7 protein-coding genes are annotated in these 14,239 nt (G+C 64.5%); 1 reads left to right on the forward strand and 6 read right to left on the reverse strand.

Features of this window, described 5'->3' with window-relative positions; translation table 11 throughout:
• Positions 1–49 precede the first annotated feature (49 nt).
• From drmB to AOM03_RS05265, 4 genes are read right to left on the reverse strand one after another with little or no spacing between them, the layout of a single operon-like run.
• The gene (gene drmB, locus AOM03_RS05250; RefSeq protein WP_062378856.1) at positions 50–1,846 is read right to left on the reverse strand and encodes a DUF1998 domain-containing protein; all 1,797 of its coding nucleotides are present in this window, start codon (positions 1,844–1,846) and stop codon (positions 50–52) included.
• The gene (locus AOM03_RS05255; protein ID WP_062378858.1) at positions 1,827–4,952 is read right to left on the reverse strand and encodes a helicase-related protein; all 3,126 of its coding nucleotides are present in this window, start codon (positions 4,950–4,952) and stop codon (positions 1,827–1,829) included. Before AOM03_RS05255 ends, drmB begins: the two co-directional genes overlap by 20 nt.
• Positions 4,949–6,469: an NERD domain-containing protein gene (locus AOM03_RS05260; RefSeq protein WP_062378861.1), complete on the reverse strand. Its 1,521-nt coding sequence runs from the start codon at positions 6,467–6,469 to the stop codon at positions 4,949–4,951. The genes AOM03_RS05255 and AOM03_RS05260 overlap by 4 nt, the downstream gene beginning before the upstream one ends.
• Entirely contained in the window at positions 6,466–11,229 is a 4,764-nt protein-coding gene (locus AOM03_RS05265; RefSeq protein WP_062378863.1) for a sacsin N-terminal ATP-binding-like domain-containing protein, read from the reverse strand. Before AOM03_RS05265 ends, AOM03_RS05260 begins: the two co-directional genes overlap by 4 nt.
• A 175-nt stretch (positions 11,230–11,404) precedes the next feature.
• On the opposite strand from AOM03_RS05265, the gene AOM03_RS05270 reads away from it, so the two are divergent.
• Positions 11,405–11,842, forward strand: coding sequence for a very short patch repair endonuclease (locus AOM03_RS05270; RefSeq protein WP_369345442.1), 438 nt, complete (start codon positions 11,405–11,407; stop codon positions 11,840–11,842).
• Between the two features lie 24 nt (positions 11,843–11,866).
• Here the strand turns inward: AOM03_RS05270 and AOM03_RS05275 are convergent, their stop codons facing one another.
• Together AOM03_RS05275 and AOM03_RS05280 are read right to left on the reverse strand one after the other, a co-directional pair.
• A complete protein-coding gene (locus tag AOM03_RS05275) occupies positions 11,867–13,090 on the reverse strand; it encodes an HNH endonuclease (RefSeq protein ID WP_062378869.1) in 1,224 nt (407 codons plus the stop codon).
• A 12-nt stretch (positions 13,091–13,102) separates the two neighbouring features.
• On the reverse strand, positions 13,103–13,822 hold the full coding sequence (locus tag AOM03_RS05280) for a M50 family metallopeptidase (RefSeq protein WP_082092127.1): 720 nt from the start codon (positions 13,820–13,822) through the stop codon (positions 13,103–13,105).
• Between the last annotated feature and the right edge of the window lie 417 nt (positions 13,823–14,239).

A 14,239-nucleotide genomic window follows, 5' to 3' on the forward strand; every position in this document is an offset into this window, starting at 1 on the left:
CCTGCTCGCCGTCAAGCGAAACCCGTCTAGTCAGTACCCGCATTCCTGCTCAACCCACAAGACCCTGCGCGTTCTCGAGTACTCCCTCAAGCAGCCCCGGAACACCACCGCCTCCCAGCACCAGCCGTCGGTCGAGGAGCCTGTTGCCGGACTCGCACGAGGTTTCGCTCACCAGCGCGCACCCGTGGCACGCGGCCAGGTTGAGTTGAGCCGCGCGGTGTCTGTCACTTTCCAAACAGACCGGGTCATTCGAACACACATCTGCATCGCCTAGCGCCGCGAGCAGGATCGGAAAGAGTAGATCCGGACGGCCAAGCCGAACTAGCCCCCCCAAGGTGCCCTGTGCATCGCCGGCAGCGGTGTAGACGAAGACTCCCGCTGTGTTGTCGACGCGCGAAGTACTGGCGTAGATCCGCTCCTGGAGCGAGGCAGACGAGTATCCACTCTCGAACGCGAGGCGGCGTATCAGTAGATGCGCGATCGTATGCAGTGCAATGTAGCGCGGCGCCGGGTACTCGAGGCGATGTGCCCACGAAGACTCCTCGCGACTCGCGACCAGGATGGCCGCACGGTTCTGCACCTCCGGCAACGCCTCCCAACCTGCAAGTCTCGACTCCGCGAATCGCAGGAAGACGCCCTCTCCGAAGAGCTCGATAGCGGGGAACGCAGGATTGCGCCGCCGGCCAGGGTCGAGATCGGCCGGAACCAGTTTGGCGTCCGCGCTGTGTCGGCGGAAGCCTACAAGGGTTCGAACTTCCCGAACTCTCCTGACCTGGCCGACGTGAGACAGCACACTCCCTAGCGCGGGCAGCGGCTCCGCGCTCGAAACCTGCCATCCGTCGACAACGAGTGCGCCGGCGGTGTCGTCCCGGCCGGACTCGAGCTTCTCAACAAATGCTGCCCACTCACCGTCTTTGAGGTCTAGTGCGGGAGACTCGGACGGCTCGTTGCGAGTTCTCGCAACTTCGAGCACGAGCTCAGCCGACACCCCAAGTTCGTCCGATATCCACTCGGCGACCATCTCGGCTTGCGGTCCACCACTGTCTTCGACAACCTTCTGGAAGAACGCGTGCGCGGAAATCTTCTCGGCCATGCGCACCGAGGCTGGCGTGCTCTCGGGGATGTCGAGGGCCGAGACCCGCTCAGAGATGTAATTGCCGGTTGCACCGCGCTGCACGGCAACGAGTTCGTGATCACACGGTTCGCCGTCGTATTCCCAAGGTTGACGGCCGAGACACTTGATGCCGTCGCGAAGAAGGGAAGCGTTCTGGACCAGGTCCGACAGGGGCCGGGAACGCCTACACTTCCGGCATCGGACACGCAGAGACTGAAGCCCCTCGCCGTGTTCTGGCGCCTGCACAAACTCGAGCTCCTTGTAGGCTTTGCAGACTCGCACCTCCTCTGTGACGCCAGCGTCATTGCCGCGATGCGCCCACTGAAACCATGGGATGTCCTGTGCGTGGCTACCTCCCCTGCATATTGCGATGTAACGCATTGGCACCCTGAAGCCGCCGCAATCGCACTTGTTTGTCCAGGCACCCTTTTCGCTCCGGGAGTACTGCGAGAGCCGCTGGCAACGCTCGCAGAACCGCCAAGCGGGGAACCTCCAGTAGCGCAGACCTGCGGCGTCCCTCCCCGCGCGTCCAGCGTGCGTAGGAGGTTCGCGCAGCTCGCCGGCACCGATGCGAGCGGAGAGCCTCTCGCAATGAATCACCGGCGAGTACTTGAGGTCCCACCATGACGTGTCGGGCGCGATCAACGATTCGCCAAGCACATCAGCTATTGCTCCCACGCCGAACGGGCTCAACGACTCAGAGAGCCGCAGCTCATGCACCACTGGCTTCACGCGACGCCTCCTCGTTGGGTTCCTGAACATGTACCGCGACGTTCGGCTCGACCGAGCGCATCGAATCGCCTACGAGCCAGCCTTCGCCATCCTGACCAAAGCGCTTCAGCAACCCGGGCTCATCGCCCCGCCTCTCGAAGCGAAGCGCATCGGAGTGTGCGCGCGCTGCACCGGCACGTCGGTCCCAATCGCGGAGCAGACCCTCGAGCTGCTCACGGGAATCCGCTAGTTCAGCCTCGTCCGAAGCGCCAATGCGTTCGAGCAACGCAGCCGACAGCCGCTCAACCGCGGCGCGCATGACCAAGTCATCGAGCGCGAAGTCAACCGCGGATTCGTCGCTTCCGAAGTGCTCGAGCGACTGCCGGACAACAGCCACAAGGGCTCCTGCCAGGGACCTGTCTCGAGACGCCAACGACCATGGAGTGACACTCGTAGGTTCGACGCTCCGGTAGAGCGACTCGTGGTAGCCGCGGAAGGTCTCAAAGTGGGACCGATCTCGAGCACGGTTGGAACGGAAAAGGGTGACCACGACACCGTTCACGCTGCCTCGACCGACCCGGCTCGTTGCCTGGATGTACTCTGCGGTCGTCTTCGGTTGTCCCACCATCAGCATTAGCGCGAGCCTCGAGATATCGATTCCGACCGACAGCATGTTGGACGACAGCACAGCGTCGACCGCCTCGCCACCGCCTTCGACGCGCCGCTCGAGCGCTCGAAGATACTTGGGCAGTTCCTCCGGTCCCCGTCTGCTTGTGAGCTCGAGCACGCGGTCGCCACGGACTTGCCGCAGCGGGACGTCCAGACGAGCGGCTCGCGCAGTCGCCCTTCGATTCACGTCGTCAAGGAGCAACGTCCCGGTCCGGCCCAACTCTCTCAGGCTGTTGTGGTACAGCACGGCCGTCCAATAGGCGTCCTGTCCGGCATGCGCCTGGGTCGCGTGTGGGATCTCAAACAACGGCGCAGCAGCCGACACGAGCGCCGACGCCTGCGAGCTTGACTGTGGCATGAGTCCCACGTAGAGCCGACCGGAACCGTCGTCGACAGGCTCCGAGAAGAACGTGCGGTCGTCGTCAAGACCTGACGGCGGGTAGAGGGCGCTGGCACGGCCATAGAGACCCTTGATCTGTTCGCTCGCCGACCGAATAGTTGCCGTCGACGCAATGACCTTCGGGCTGGAGCCGCGGCTGGCGAGCAGCACCTGGAGGACCGCGTCGAAGACAGCGACGGTTGTGCCGAGCGGACCGGACAGCAGATGAAGCTCATCTTGGACAATCAGCGACGGCGGCTTGTAGATGCCACGTAGACCAAGCAGCGCCCCGGCCTCCGCCTTGAACTGGAGTCGCGCAAACTTGTCGACGGTGGCGAGCAGGATGGTGGGTGGGTCGCGGTACAGAACTTCATCAATGACGGCCAATGGCAGTTCGTCCGCAAACTCGCATTCCTTGCTCGGACAGTGGATGACGATCTCATGGCCCATCCTTCGGAAGCCGTAGTCACCCTCGTCTGCAGAGGCTCTCACTGGGACGAGCGGCGCCTGGCACCAAGGACAACTCTGAACCTGAAACTCGTTGGCCTCCTGGGGACGCCTTGCCTTTCGGAGCCGTTCGAGCGACGACCTTGCCCGCGCGAGAGTCGGCGGTGTCACGTCATTGCCCACCCATAGCCCGATCGAGAATGGCGCCATCCCACGAGCGCGCTCGTCGCGACGACGCAACAGTTCCATCGCACATATGAGGGCAGCCGCACGCTCGAACTGTTGTGAGGTGAGCAGTCGCAGGGTGTACCTCGTGATGACTGCAGTGCCTCCGCCGGTAACACCATCCATGATCCGACGTCGGAACACCTCCACGGAGGCAAGGCCAAGATACGCCTCCGTCTTGCCGCCACCCGTCGGAAACCAGATGAGATCGACCAGCTCCCGGTCGGCATGGCTGTCGTCAGTAGTCGAGGCGAGGGCGACTAGCAAGAAGCCAAGCTGGAAAGGACGCCAGCGAGGCTCTCCAGGAGTTCCGGACCGGTTGAAGGACGACTGTCGCATCTGCAGGCGCATAGCGGCCATTCCGAGAGCAAACGCACGCCGGATCTGCTCGTCCTTCCGCAACACACCGATGCCCGAACGCATCCGCGTCAGAGCCGTTGCCGACCGGGAAGCAATGCGACGTGCACTATCTCCGTCTGCGCCCGAAATCGCGGCGGCTCGCGCTTCCTGCATGCGTACCCAGGTCTCAAACGCGTCCGCGAAACCTTCGAGCGCGGCAAGCACCTCTGCCGGGTCGGTATCAATGGCGGCGAGAAAGTCGAGACCCAGCGATCTCTCCTCTGCGGCGCCTGGCTCAAACGCCGTCGTCTTGATCGCCGGCGTTACGAACGCAGGAACTGGCTCAAGGAAGACGCTCGTGCAGATGCCCTCTTCCTCCCTCCAGTTGGCCGCCATGCCGTGCCCTGCGGCATAGACCTTGCGGTTGCGGAAGCGGAAGCGCAGTTCCTCGGCTTCATCGTCGAGATTGGCGCAGTGTGCAGTCGAGTATTCCATCATCGCGCCAGCGGGATCGGGCTTCACTTCGAGCCCTACCTGGTAAAGCACTGACGCCGATTCCAACCGAGGCTCAGCGGGCATCGCCGACCTCGCACGGAAGTGCACCGTGACGAGGAAGCCGCCCTTGATCCGCCTCCAGCGAGATCCCACCTCCACCGGGACTGCGCCAGCAACGGCCCGGCGGTGAGTCGACTCGTCCGAGAGCACCACATCGACAAGCTCGAACGGGACGCGTTGCCAGCGCGACGGCTCACCGTCGGTCAACTCGTAGGTCGCCGCGCGCACGCTACAGACGACGCGCGGCAGGTCGGTGACGAAAGAGATCGCGACCGACGACGGCCTCCAGTCTTCGGCGATACGGGGCAGTGCCCCAACTTCCTCAACATCTCCCTCCGGAACGTCCGCATCGGTGACCTCCTCAGCAGCGTCGGTCTCAGGCGGAAACAGCATTCCGACCGTGTATTGGAGGTGAGGGCGGTTGAGAAGAGTTTCGCGGTCGCCCCCCTCAGGGCCGACGTAGGCCTTACGCAGGTGATCGAGCGCCGCGGCCTGAGCCGCTGTCAACGTCATTCGCCGACCAGTCGGTGTTTAGCCAGCGATTGCATGAACTTCCTCTCCTCCGGTGTCACCACCATGTGAAGCCCGACGCGCGGCCTCGTGATCGCAACGTACAGCGCCGCCATTGCCGCCGTGGTGCGCTCCTTCGGCAATGAGCACACGATCACATGATCCGCCTCGAGCCCCTTCGCCTCCTGGGGAGTCTTGACCGCAAGGGTGTCAGCCGCCCCCGCAACAACGCAGGCATCACCAGCAGGAATCACCCACACCTCGGAGCGTGCAACTCCTTCAGAGGCAAGGGACCGCGCAATGTCGGCAACCGCGTCGCGGCGCCTGGCCTCCGGCACCGTGTACCACTGCACCTGATCGCCATGCACGATTCCCGGATCGCCAATGTCCGCACCCAGGTAGTTCTTCACGACATCAACCACACCCTTGGTGTTGCGCACGTTGCGGTCAAGTTGAAAGACCGCACATTCGGACATCACGATCGCGTAGACATCAGGATCGAAGCGACCGTCCACATGCGCCTGGTTGTTGGGGTCAAGGAACATTCTCCACCGGCCAGCGCTCCGACCTCCACGCACCAGTGTTTCGAGCCTGTCCATCGACCCTGCGTTCATCAGGTCCTGCGCCTCGTCTATCAGCACCACGTCGAAGTCTCGACCCGCGTCCAGCCCCGCGAAGGGTGCCACAACCACAGCATGCCCGCTCAATAGCGTATCGAAGTAGCCCCCGAGTGCCGGAGAGCCGAATGTGACGAGGACGTCCGCACCGTTCGCAGCCTCCTGGCGCGCCAACTGTGCGAGTGCCAGCGACTTGCCCGTGCCTGCCCCGCCCAGCACCATCATCCGCTCATTCATCGCGGCGCCAGCAACGACCCTCGCCTGTTCACGTGTAGCGCGTTCCTGCTCCTCGAGCACCGTTCCTCGCATGGCATCGATGACCGGCAGCCTCGAGAACTCGCCAAACAGCCAACTTCGCAATGTGCTTGTGGAGGCGGCACGCTGTCGAGGGGGCGGCTCGGGCGCGTTCTCGGCGAGATCGTCCAATAGCCTGCGCAGTCGCTCGACCGTCATATCAGCTTTCGCGAGCCAGTGGCTTGCCTTCCACTCTACGGAGTGCGGCGGCGACTCAATGTCGGGGGTCACCACAATCGCTTCGCGCGCGAACCAACCGGCGTTCTCCTCCTGCAAGATGTCGGCCAGCGCGTACATCGCCGATCGCGCCTGCTCCATGGGCCCAGTGGGAAGCGGGTGCCACTCGCCCGCGCGGTCGCGGCTGTACCAAGAACCGCCGTCCTTGGTCACCCCTCCACCCTTGACCTCAATGACGAGCACCACGCCCTTCCAGAGGATGACAAAGTCTGCTTCTGCCTGCTGCTTGTAGCGATGCGACCTCAATTTGACCGAGTGAAACGCTACGGCGTCCGCGGGACCAGGCACCTGGCGGAGAAGGCGAGCGAGTCTCGTTTCGGCAGCACTTTGCGACGTGCTCTCGATCGTCTTCAGATCCGGTACCAGGATCATGCATCCTGCCTTTGCCACAGGTCCTCGTACTCGCGAAAGCCCAGCAACTCGTCGGCGTTCGAATCCCCGAAGCTGTCCGCAAGGTCAACGATCAGGCACTCCTCCTTGCCGCCATTCGCGGGGCCGCGCAATCCACGCCCCGCCATCTGGATGTAGGCGTTCGGGCTGAACGTCGGGCGAGCGATGTAGAGCGCACGAACGCCAGGAGCATCGAAGCCCTGGATGAGCAAGTCACAGTTGGTGAGCACTCGAAGCTCTCTTGCTTTGAATCGCTCGATCACGTCCCGACGCTCCTGGCGGCTCGTCTGGCCGCTCACGGCGGCGGCCTCGACACCTCGGTACCGGAGTACGGCTGCAAGCAGCTGCGCTGACAGGACGCTTGGAGTGAACACGAGCACCGGCCAGTCGGGGTCGAGCCCCAGAATGTGCTCGACCAGGACTGACATTCGGTCGTGACTGGCTCCGATGCGGTCGAGCACTTCGGGGCTGATTCGACGCATCTCGGTGGCCTCTCGCCTCTGCGCCGGCGTCAACGCGACGTCCACGCCCTGAAGCACCTGGTGCTTCACGCGGGCGAGCACGCCGAGGCCCGCGAGTTCCTGATAGGCCCTTTCATCGAATGCGCTGATCTTCCTGTTGCCAAATCGTGCCACGAGCGACTTGGTGGCCTCTTCGGACTTCCCCTTGAACGGCGTCGCAGAAAGCCCCACGAGGGGGCGCTCATATCCGTGCCCAGCGATTCCCAACCAAGTGAGGATGCGGGTGTAGAGGGCAGAGGCCCCAGCCCGGTGCCCCTCGTCGACAATCACCGCGGACGCGTTGCGGAGCCACTCATAGTCATCGCTCTCCTGCTCAATGATCACACGCAGCTTCGCGTCAGTCGCGACGATGATGCTGAACTCAGTATCAGGCTCGTGCACGTCGTTGTTGTCCCAGAGTCTGGCAACGGTGAGCGGGCGCTCGTCGGCAAGCCCTCGCCATACGGTGCTCCAAGTTTGCACGGCCTGCTCGCAGAGCTCCTGTGACTGAGCGATCCACAGCACCGGCCCCCGAAGTCGCCCCTCGATGAATAGTCGTAGCACCGTTTCTGATGCAACGCGCGTCTTTCCAGCGCCGGTGGGAAGCTCAACCATGGCCTTCGACGCCCGCCCACGAGCATCACGAACAGTAAGGACCTCGTTGAGTTCGCTGCGGATCCGCTCCTGGAAGTCGTGCAGCGGGTTGAGAATCGTTGCCCCCGGGACCACGAACTCTGCGTCTCGGCGCTCTCCTCGACGTCCGCCATACTCAGACCCGAATCCCATGTCGCGCAACCACGAAATGGTGGCAGAGTTTCCGGCCCACATGGTCGGCACATCTGTGAACCCGAGCTGCCTGAAGTTGTCAGCCAGGAGTTTCACCGAGTCAGAGCCGTAGACAGTCAGGAACAGCTCCCCGACAGCCGTATTCCTGTCCACCAAGCCTTGCGCTGCGAGCGCGCTCCATAGCCCGCGAGGCAGGGCCTCCCGCAAGTCGTCGTCGCCGAAGTAGGCCGCTAGGCGATCCGCGTCATTGTCAGCGCTCTTCGCGTCGACTCGCATGGCCTCAAGCTCGTGCGCCAGACCCTTTTTGCGGACATCAACGAGCTGCGCGTTGGTGAGCGAGAGATCGAATGCCTCGTTGACTAGGTGCAAGACCCGGTCGTCATCTACGAGCTCAGACACCACAAGTGTCACGCCGTCGAGGTGAGACTCCAGGCTCTTGTCCTCCACACCGTCTTCCGTAGTGACCAACTTAGTAATCCGCCCAGCGCGGACCACCATTGCATTGGTCAGGGAATGCGCGGTTGCGACGCTCCGCAAGCCTGTGAATACGTCGAGCACCCGCTGCGCCGGCTGACGCCCCTCGACTACGAGCGAGAAGCTGAAGCTGTCCTGGAATCGTCGGCAGCCAACGACGCTGACGAGCGCGTCGGCGCTCTCCTCTGTCGCATAGAGATATGGCCGCTGCCGATTCTCGAGGTAGTCCCGCTGCTCCTCGTTCTCGGCCACGAAGACAGACTCCGGCGGGCGGTTCTCGACTGCGCGTCCTACGCGAGCCGGAATCCCCGGCGGGCGGCTACCTGGGTACGCGGATCGACACGCCCCGACAATGAAGTCCACCAAAGCCGTGTCGGGAATCGTGCGCGCAAGATGCGGCGTCTGCAGCGCGGAGCGAAGCGTGTCCGGGTCGACTTGCGACAACTCTTTCGGCGGCGCAAGGGTTGCAGCCACCGCTCTTGGTCCCTGGAACAGGGGAAGAAGTTCTGCGTACTGAACGAGACCACTGTCCACCGCTCGACGCGGAGGCACGCAACCCCTGGTCGTCATGACGAGGCCCGCCCGGTCAACAGCCCACCGGACAGGAGAGAGCACCTTGTGGTTCAGACCTGAGTCAATGTCTTCGCAGTCCCAGAACTCGGCGCTGCCGGCGAGCAATCCCATCGTCCACAAGACACGATCATGATCCGGGCCCCCCGACGCCGCCAACACGAGCAGTGCCGAAACCGGGCCGCGGCTTGAGTCATCCGCAGGCGGGAACAGTTCGACTCGTTCGACGGGTCGCTCTCCAGGGCCGCGGTTGGAGTTCAGCGTCTCGAGCACCCAGGACTGGTATTCATCCCCGAAGAACTCGTCCTCAATGTCAAATCCCTCCTGAGGCTGCGTCGCCACCCCGAGGGAGTGCGCGACTTCAGGCACACAACGACTCTTGTCCAGCAGCAGCGATGCGAATCTGTCGTCGGTCTCATGGTCGAGGTCGATTACCTTCTGAGGCCACTGCCAGCCACCCGACCTCGTCGGCACCCTGACATAGCCGGCACCAGCATTCGTTGGGTCCGCCAGGAGCTTCGAAGCCTGGCGGACAGGCACGTCCAGTGCCGAGTCCCAGAGCCGAATGAGTGAGTCCTCGTCGGCTTCAGGTGTCAGGTGCGCCATTCGCGCCAGCAGGATCGCGGCGGGGTCGAGATTGCGGAAGCCCTCAGACCTGAGCAGTTTCTCGACTCCATCGAGTGCGAGGAATTCGGGAAGGACGAAACTCGCGTCCTCGATTTCGACGCCAGGCTCCTGGCGCAAGAAGACCTTGCTCCGATGCGCGAGCCCTCGAAGACCTGCCGTCGTGGGAATCACCGGCGCGTTCTCGATCGATTCGACCTTGAGGTTGCCCCTGACGAATCGAAGCGCGTCTGCTGCCGCCTGCAGGTCACCCGACGCCCACAATCGAAGCCACGTCAGAAGTCCGGTCTGCGGCACTGCGGCAAGTGACTTCTTGAGGTCTCGACCGTCGTCCACGTGTCCAGGCGCTGCGAACGCGGCGACGAACAACTGGCGGAGGCGCGCCATGCGCTGGGCGGTTGCATAGCAGCGCCAATGGGGGAAGTTGGCTGGCGTGCCCGGCGCTTCCATCCACGCCCGGTAGACAGTGTGATCGACAGGTGCCTCGAAGTTCAGCGGTTTGAACGCCGACGCCAGGTGAAGCCGGCCTCCGGCGTCAGGCACCATCTTTCGCGTTGCGGCGATCCGTGGCACGCGGTCGCACAACACATCGTCTCCAAACGAGCGGGACTCCCGGCCTCGCGCCGGCAAGTAGTCAAGGTGCGACGCCGGGTCATCAGCCGTTCCGAGCGCCGTCAACGCCTCGACGAACAATCCCGAAACAGTCTCAAGAATCTCGCGATTGTAGTCATTGTGGAGCAGGGTCGTGCGGTCGTCATTGACGCTCCAGGGAGCGTTGAAGAGCGCCGACGCCGTAGTCCGATCCTGCAACGGGAAATAGGACCAGAACTCGCCCAACCTGCGTTCAGCATGCCGGACCGGCACGGCCACCGTCACCTTGACGGCCTCTCGTGACACCGTCTCGCCGACCTCGCGGCGAGCGTCCGCCGAGGGTCGATGCATCGTGTCCTTTACGATCCACTCGGCCCCGTCCGCGTCGATCTCAGCATCGCGGCCGGAGTCGGCGTGGTACTCGGATCGCTCAATGCGGAACATGTCGTGTCCGAGCGGCTTCGACACATGCCGGACGTCAAATCCGACCGCCCCAAGTACTCGCAGCCGGATTTCCCGGACCGCGGTGACAAAGAGTAGAAACTCCGAGTCGAAACTCTCAATGTCGTGCTTCAGACGGCCAATGTTTGTGACGTCCGGCAGCTTGATGATCGTCGTGGCCCAGGTTGCGAGGTCACGCAGGGTGCCGTCATTGCCAAATTCGCGTCCCGCATCGACTGCGGTCGCGGTTCGCAGGGCCGGCAAACTCTCGTGCGCCCCAATGATGCTGGTTACCGCGGAGCGAGCCACCGGTGAGTTGAACTCGAAGGATACGGAACGGCTAAAGACCTGTGGCCGCCCCGTCACCGCCAGCACGGACTTGAAGCCGAGCCCAAAGCGGCCGATCTCGTCGCCACGCTTGGCGCTCAGATGTGCGTGTTCAATCGCAATGATCCCCTGCTTGGAGAACGGCCGACCCTCGTTGGCGCAATATAGGGTCGCCTTCTCAGGATCGAGGACAATCTCGACACGCCCACCCGAGGCCTCGCCCGCCATCGCATCGGCGGCGTTCTGTACCAGTTCTAGCAGCGTCCGATTCGCGTACCCGCCCGTACGAATGCTTTCTTCATGGCGCGCATGCTCGGTGATCAGATTCGGATTCGCGCGATATGCCGCGATCGCGCGCCCAAACTGCGCTTCGATTTCATCGGAAAGTCCCAGGTCCGGCTCCCACGCCGCGATTGTCACTGCTTCCATACCGCAATCCCCTCAAAGAGTCGCCGCGAACAGGCTAGGAGCGCAGCGCGCGACATACCAGCCATGCACTCGTCGCTGGCTTGGTGAAGATCCTGCCACTCCCCTCCGACACTGCAGTTCAACCGCTCGGACCACGGCAGTGATCTTCCTCACGCCCGCCCAATACGGTGGACCAGTGGACACTCCGAGGCCCCGCGCGACGTCCGAGTTGGCTGCCCGCACAATGCGCGCCAACCGCTCGCGCGACACCGCTCCGGAACTCGCGGTTCGCCGCCTGGTGCACGCGTCGGGTCTTCGCTACCGTGTCGCCGCACACCCGATCAAGGGGCTCCGCCGGACGGCGGACATGGTGTTCGGCCCGGTCAAGGTCGCCGTGTTCATCGACGGCTGCTTCTGGCACTCATGCCCGCAGCACGCCACCAGCCCCAAGGCGCACTCCGACTACTGGCTGCCGAAGCTTCAGCGCAATCGCGAACGCGACCTGGAGACGAATGCGGCGCTCGAGGCCGCGGGCTGGCTCGTACTGCGGTTCTGGGAGCACGAACCTGCCGATGATGTCGCGAGAAGCGTCATCGAGACAGTCCTCGAACGGCGCGGGCACTCGTCCACGTAGGAATCGCGGGCCAGGCGCCGCGGCCTACTTCCGAAAGACGTGCTCCTCGTGCCACTCGAAGTAGGTCTGGCTCGCCTTGCTGGCGACGTACCGGTCGATCCGCCGGCCCAGAATCGCCTCGATGCGACTCTCGAGCGCGCTGCCGCCCTCGACTTGCGGCGATGCGGCCACGGCTCCGTCTGGCCCCGTGATCGCGATGAGGCCGTCTTCGTAGAGCGCGTCGCACCCGAAGACGCACGCGAGCATCGCAATGTTCTGGAGGTCTCGCTTCTCGGTCTCGTCTGCCACCGAGCGCCTCTTGATGTGGGCTGCCCAAAGGAATCGGGCCGGGTACGTCTCACCGCACAGCGCGCACTCGGCCTCATCGCGTCCGGCCAGCAGCTCCGTACGGAGCGTCGCCTGTTCACGCCGCTGGCGAGCCGTCACTTCTCGGTAGAGCTCGCCTTCGAACCGCGTGCTTCGAGCTTTCCCGGCGCCCGATGGCTTGTGGCCGCCCCAGCCCATGGTCAGCGGCGCACTTCCGACGATTCCCACGCCGGGAAGCGTCAGCAGCACCGCGCCGACGAACGCCGAGCGATACCCGACCACCGGCGTTGCCAAAACCACCCGACCGTCCGCGCGCAACCGTGCGAGCGCGGTCTCAAGCCCGTCAAGATCGACCACTGTGCCCTCGGGCGACTTGCCCGTGGCCACAACAGCGCGTCCATCTGACACCGACTGAATAGTATTGGGGCGTCCGCTGGCAGTCCTCATCGCGACTCCGACCAGGCTCCGAGCAATCTCCTCCGCCGTCGCAGCAATCAGGCTGCCCTGGACCAGCAGGTCGAGGAGCTGCTCCTCCTCCAGCGCGGGCACGAGTCGGAGCTTGATCCGGATTCGCTTCGTTGGATTGCCACCTTTGGCGCCTGGCGCCCTTCCCACGACGGTCTGCGCCTGCTTGATCTCGGCGATGAACGTACCCACATCACCATCGATGACCCGCCCCGGGGTCCCCTCGACGATCCGACGATCCGACAGAGGCAGCTCCTGCACGGTTCGCGAGTCCACGTAGGCGTCGTCGATGAGCGCGCCGACCTTTCGACAACGATCAACCAGACAGGTCAGCGCCGCGTCGTAGTCGGGGTTGCGCGCCGTACCCGCCTGCGCCGAGCCACCGCGACTTTCGACGACGATGTCGAATTCGGCACCTCGATACTCGACATCGAAGTCCGCGTCGAGAACCCGGCCGCTGTCATCGATCAGGTGCATGGCATGAGCATGTCAGACGATGTGCCCGACCATGATCCAGCCCCCGAACGCGGCACACCCCACCGTCACCAGCCAGAACAGCCCGACCCACACGGCCCCGGGCACCCGGGTCAACCGTGCCAGCGCATCGGCGTCGGAGCCCCTCCCCCGGCCCCGCCGGCGCGACGCGCCCAGCTCCAGCACGGCACGCACAGCCCCGAGCAGCAGGAGCCACGCGATCCCGTACGCGATGCCCACGCGCCATTCGTCGGGCAGCGACCACGCGGCGGCGCCGAGCCCCGCGATGGCCACGACCATCACGAAGAAGCCGAACCAGTTCCGGATCCGCATCAGCACCAGCAGCAGGACCACCAGCAGCGCCCACAGCACCCCGACGGCCCAGCCCTGCGACAGCGCCCACGCGCACGCGAGCCCCAGCACCGCCGGCGCCGGGTAGCCGGCGAACGCGACCAGGGACAGGGGAAGGCGCCGCGCGTTGCCCCAGGACTCGGTCACGCCGGACGTGTCCGAGTGCAGCCGGATGCCCGAGACCCGCCGGCCGGTCAGCACCGCGACCAGCGCGTGCCCGCCCTCGTGCGCGATGGTCACCGCGTGGCGCACCACGCCCCACAGCGCGGGCACCGCGAGCACCGCGACCACCACGCCCAGCGGGATGAGGACCGCGGGCAGGGTCGGGTAGATGTGCATCGTGACGTCCGCCCACAGGCGGTCCCAGATCGCGGCGAGGTCCATGGCACGGCGAGCCTAGCGGGGTACCCCAACGCGGCGCGGATACGGCACACTGGTGCGCAATCGCGAGGTTGGCAACCAGGCGCCAGGCCCGAGCGATTGCAGCAGAGAGGCGGCTATGCCGTACCCGTCCCCAACCGAGCACTCGCTGTCCCCCAGCAGCACATCCCAGCCGACCGTGTCGCCGGTCCAGACCCACTGGTGGCAACGGTGGTGGGTCCAAATTGTGATCGGCGTGCCTGTCATGGGCTTCCTGTTCGCCTCCGCGGACCCCGTGGGTGACACGTGGCTACTGCTCGCTTGGGTGGGTGCGCTCACGTGGCTCGCGTACGGAATCGTCGACCCCCGCCGCAGCCCTCCGGCGGTTCTCAACACTGGTGCGAGGAGAGCGGTCCCGTTCCGAAGAGTCGTGGTCCGCCA

The sequence above is a fragment of the Demequina pelophila genome (assembly GCF_000971175.1).
Classification (GTDB): Bacteria; Actinomycetota; Actinomycetes; order Actinomycetales; family Demequinaceae; genus Demequina; species Demequina pelophila.

Excerpts from the sequence above, each read along its gene's own strand:
- AOM03_RS05255 (WP_062378858.1), bottom strand. The coding sequence starts at position 4,952 with ATGACGTTGACAGCGGCTCAGGCCGCGGCGCTCGATCACCTGCGTAAG.
- AOM03_RS05260 (WP_062378861.1), bottom strand. The coding sequence starts at position 6,469 with ATGATCCTGGTACCGGATCTGAAGACGATCGAGAGCACGTCGCAAAGT.
- AOM03_RS05265 (WP_062378863.1), bottom strand. The coding sequence starts at position 11,229 with ATGGAAGCAGTGACAATCGCGGCGTGGGAGCCGGACCTGGGACTTTCC.
- AOM03_RS05275 (WP_062378869.1), bottom strand. The coding sequence starts at position 13,090 with ATGCACCTGATCGATGACAGCGGCCGGGTTCTCGACGCGGACTTCGAT.
- AOM03_RS05280 (WP_082092127.1), bottom strand. The coding sequence starts at position 13,822 with ATGGACCTCGCCGCGATCTGGGACCGCCTGTGGGCGGACGTCACGATG.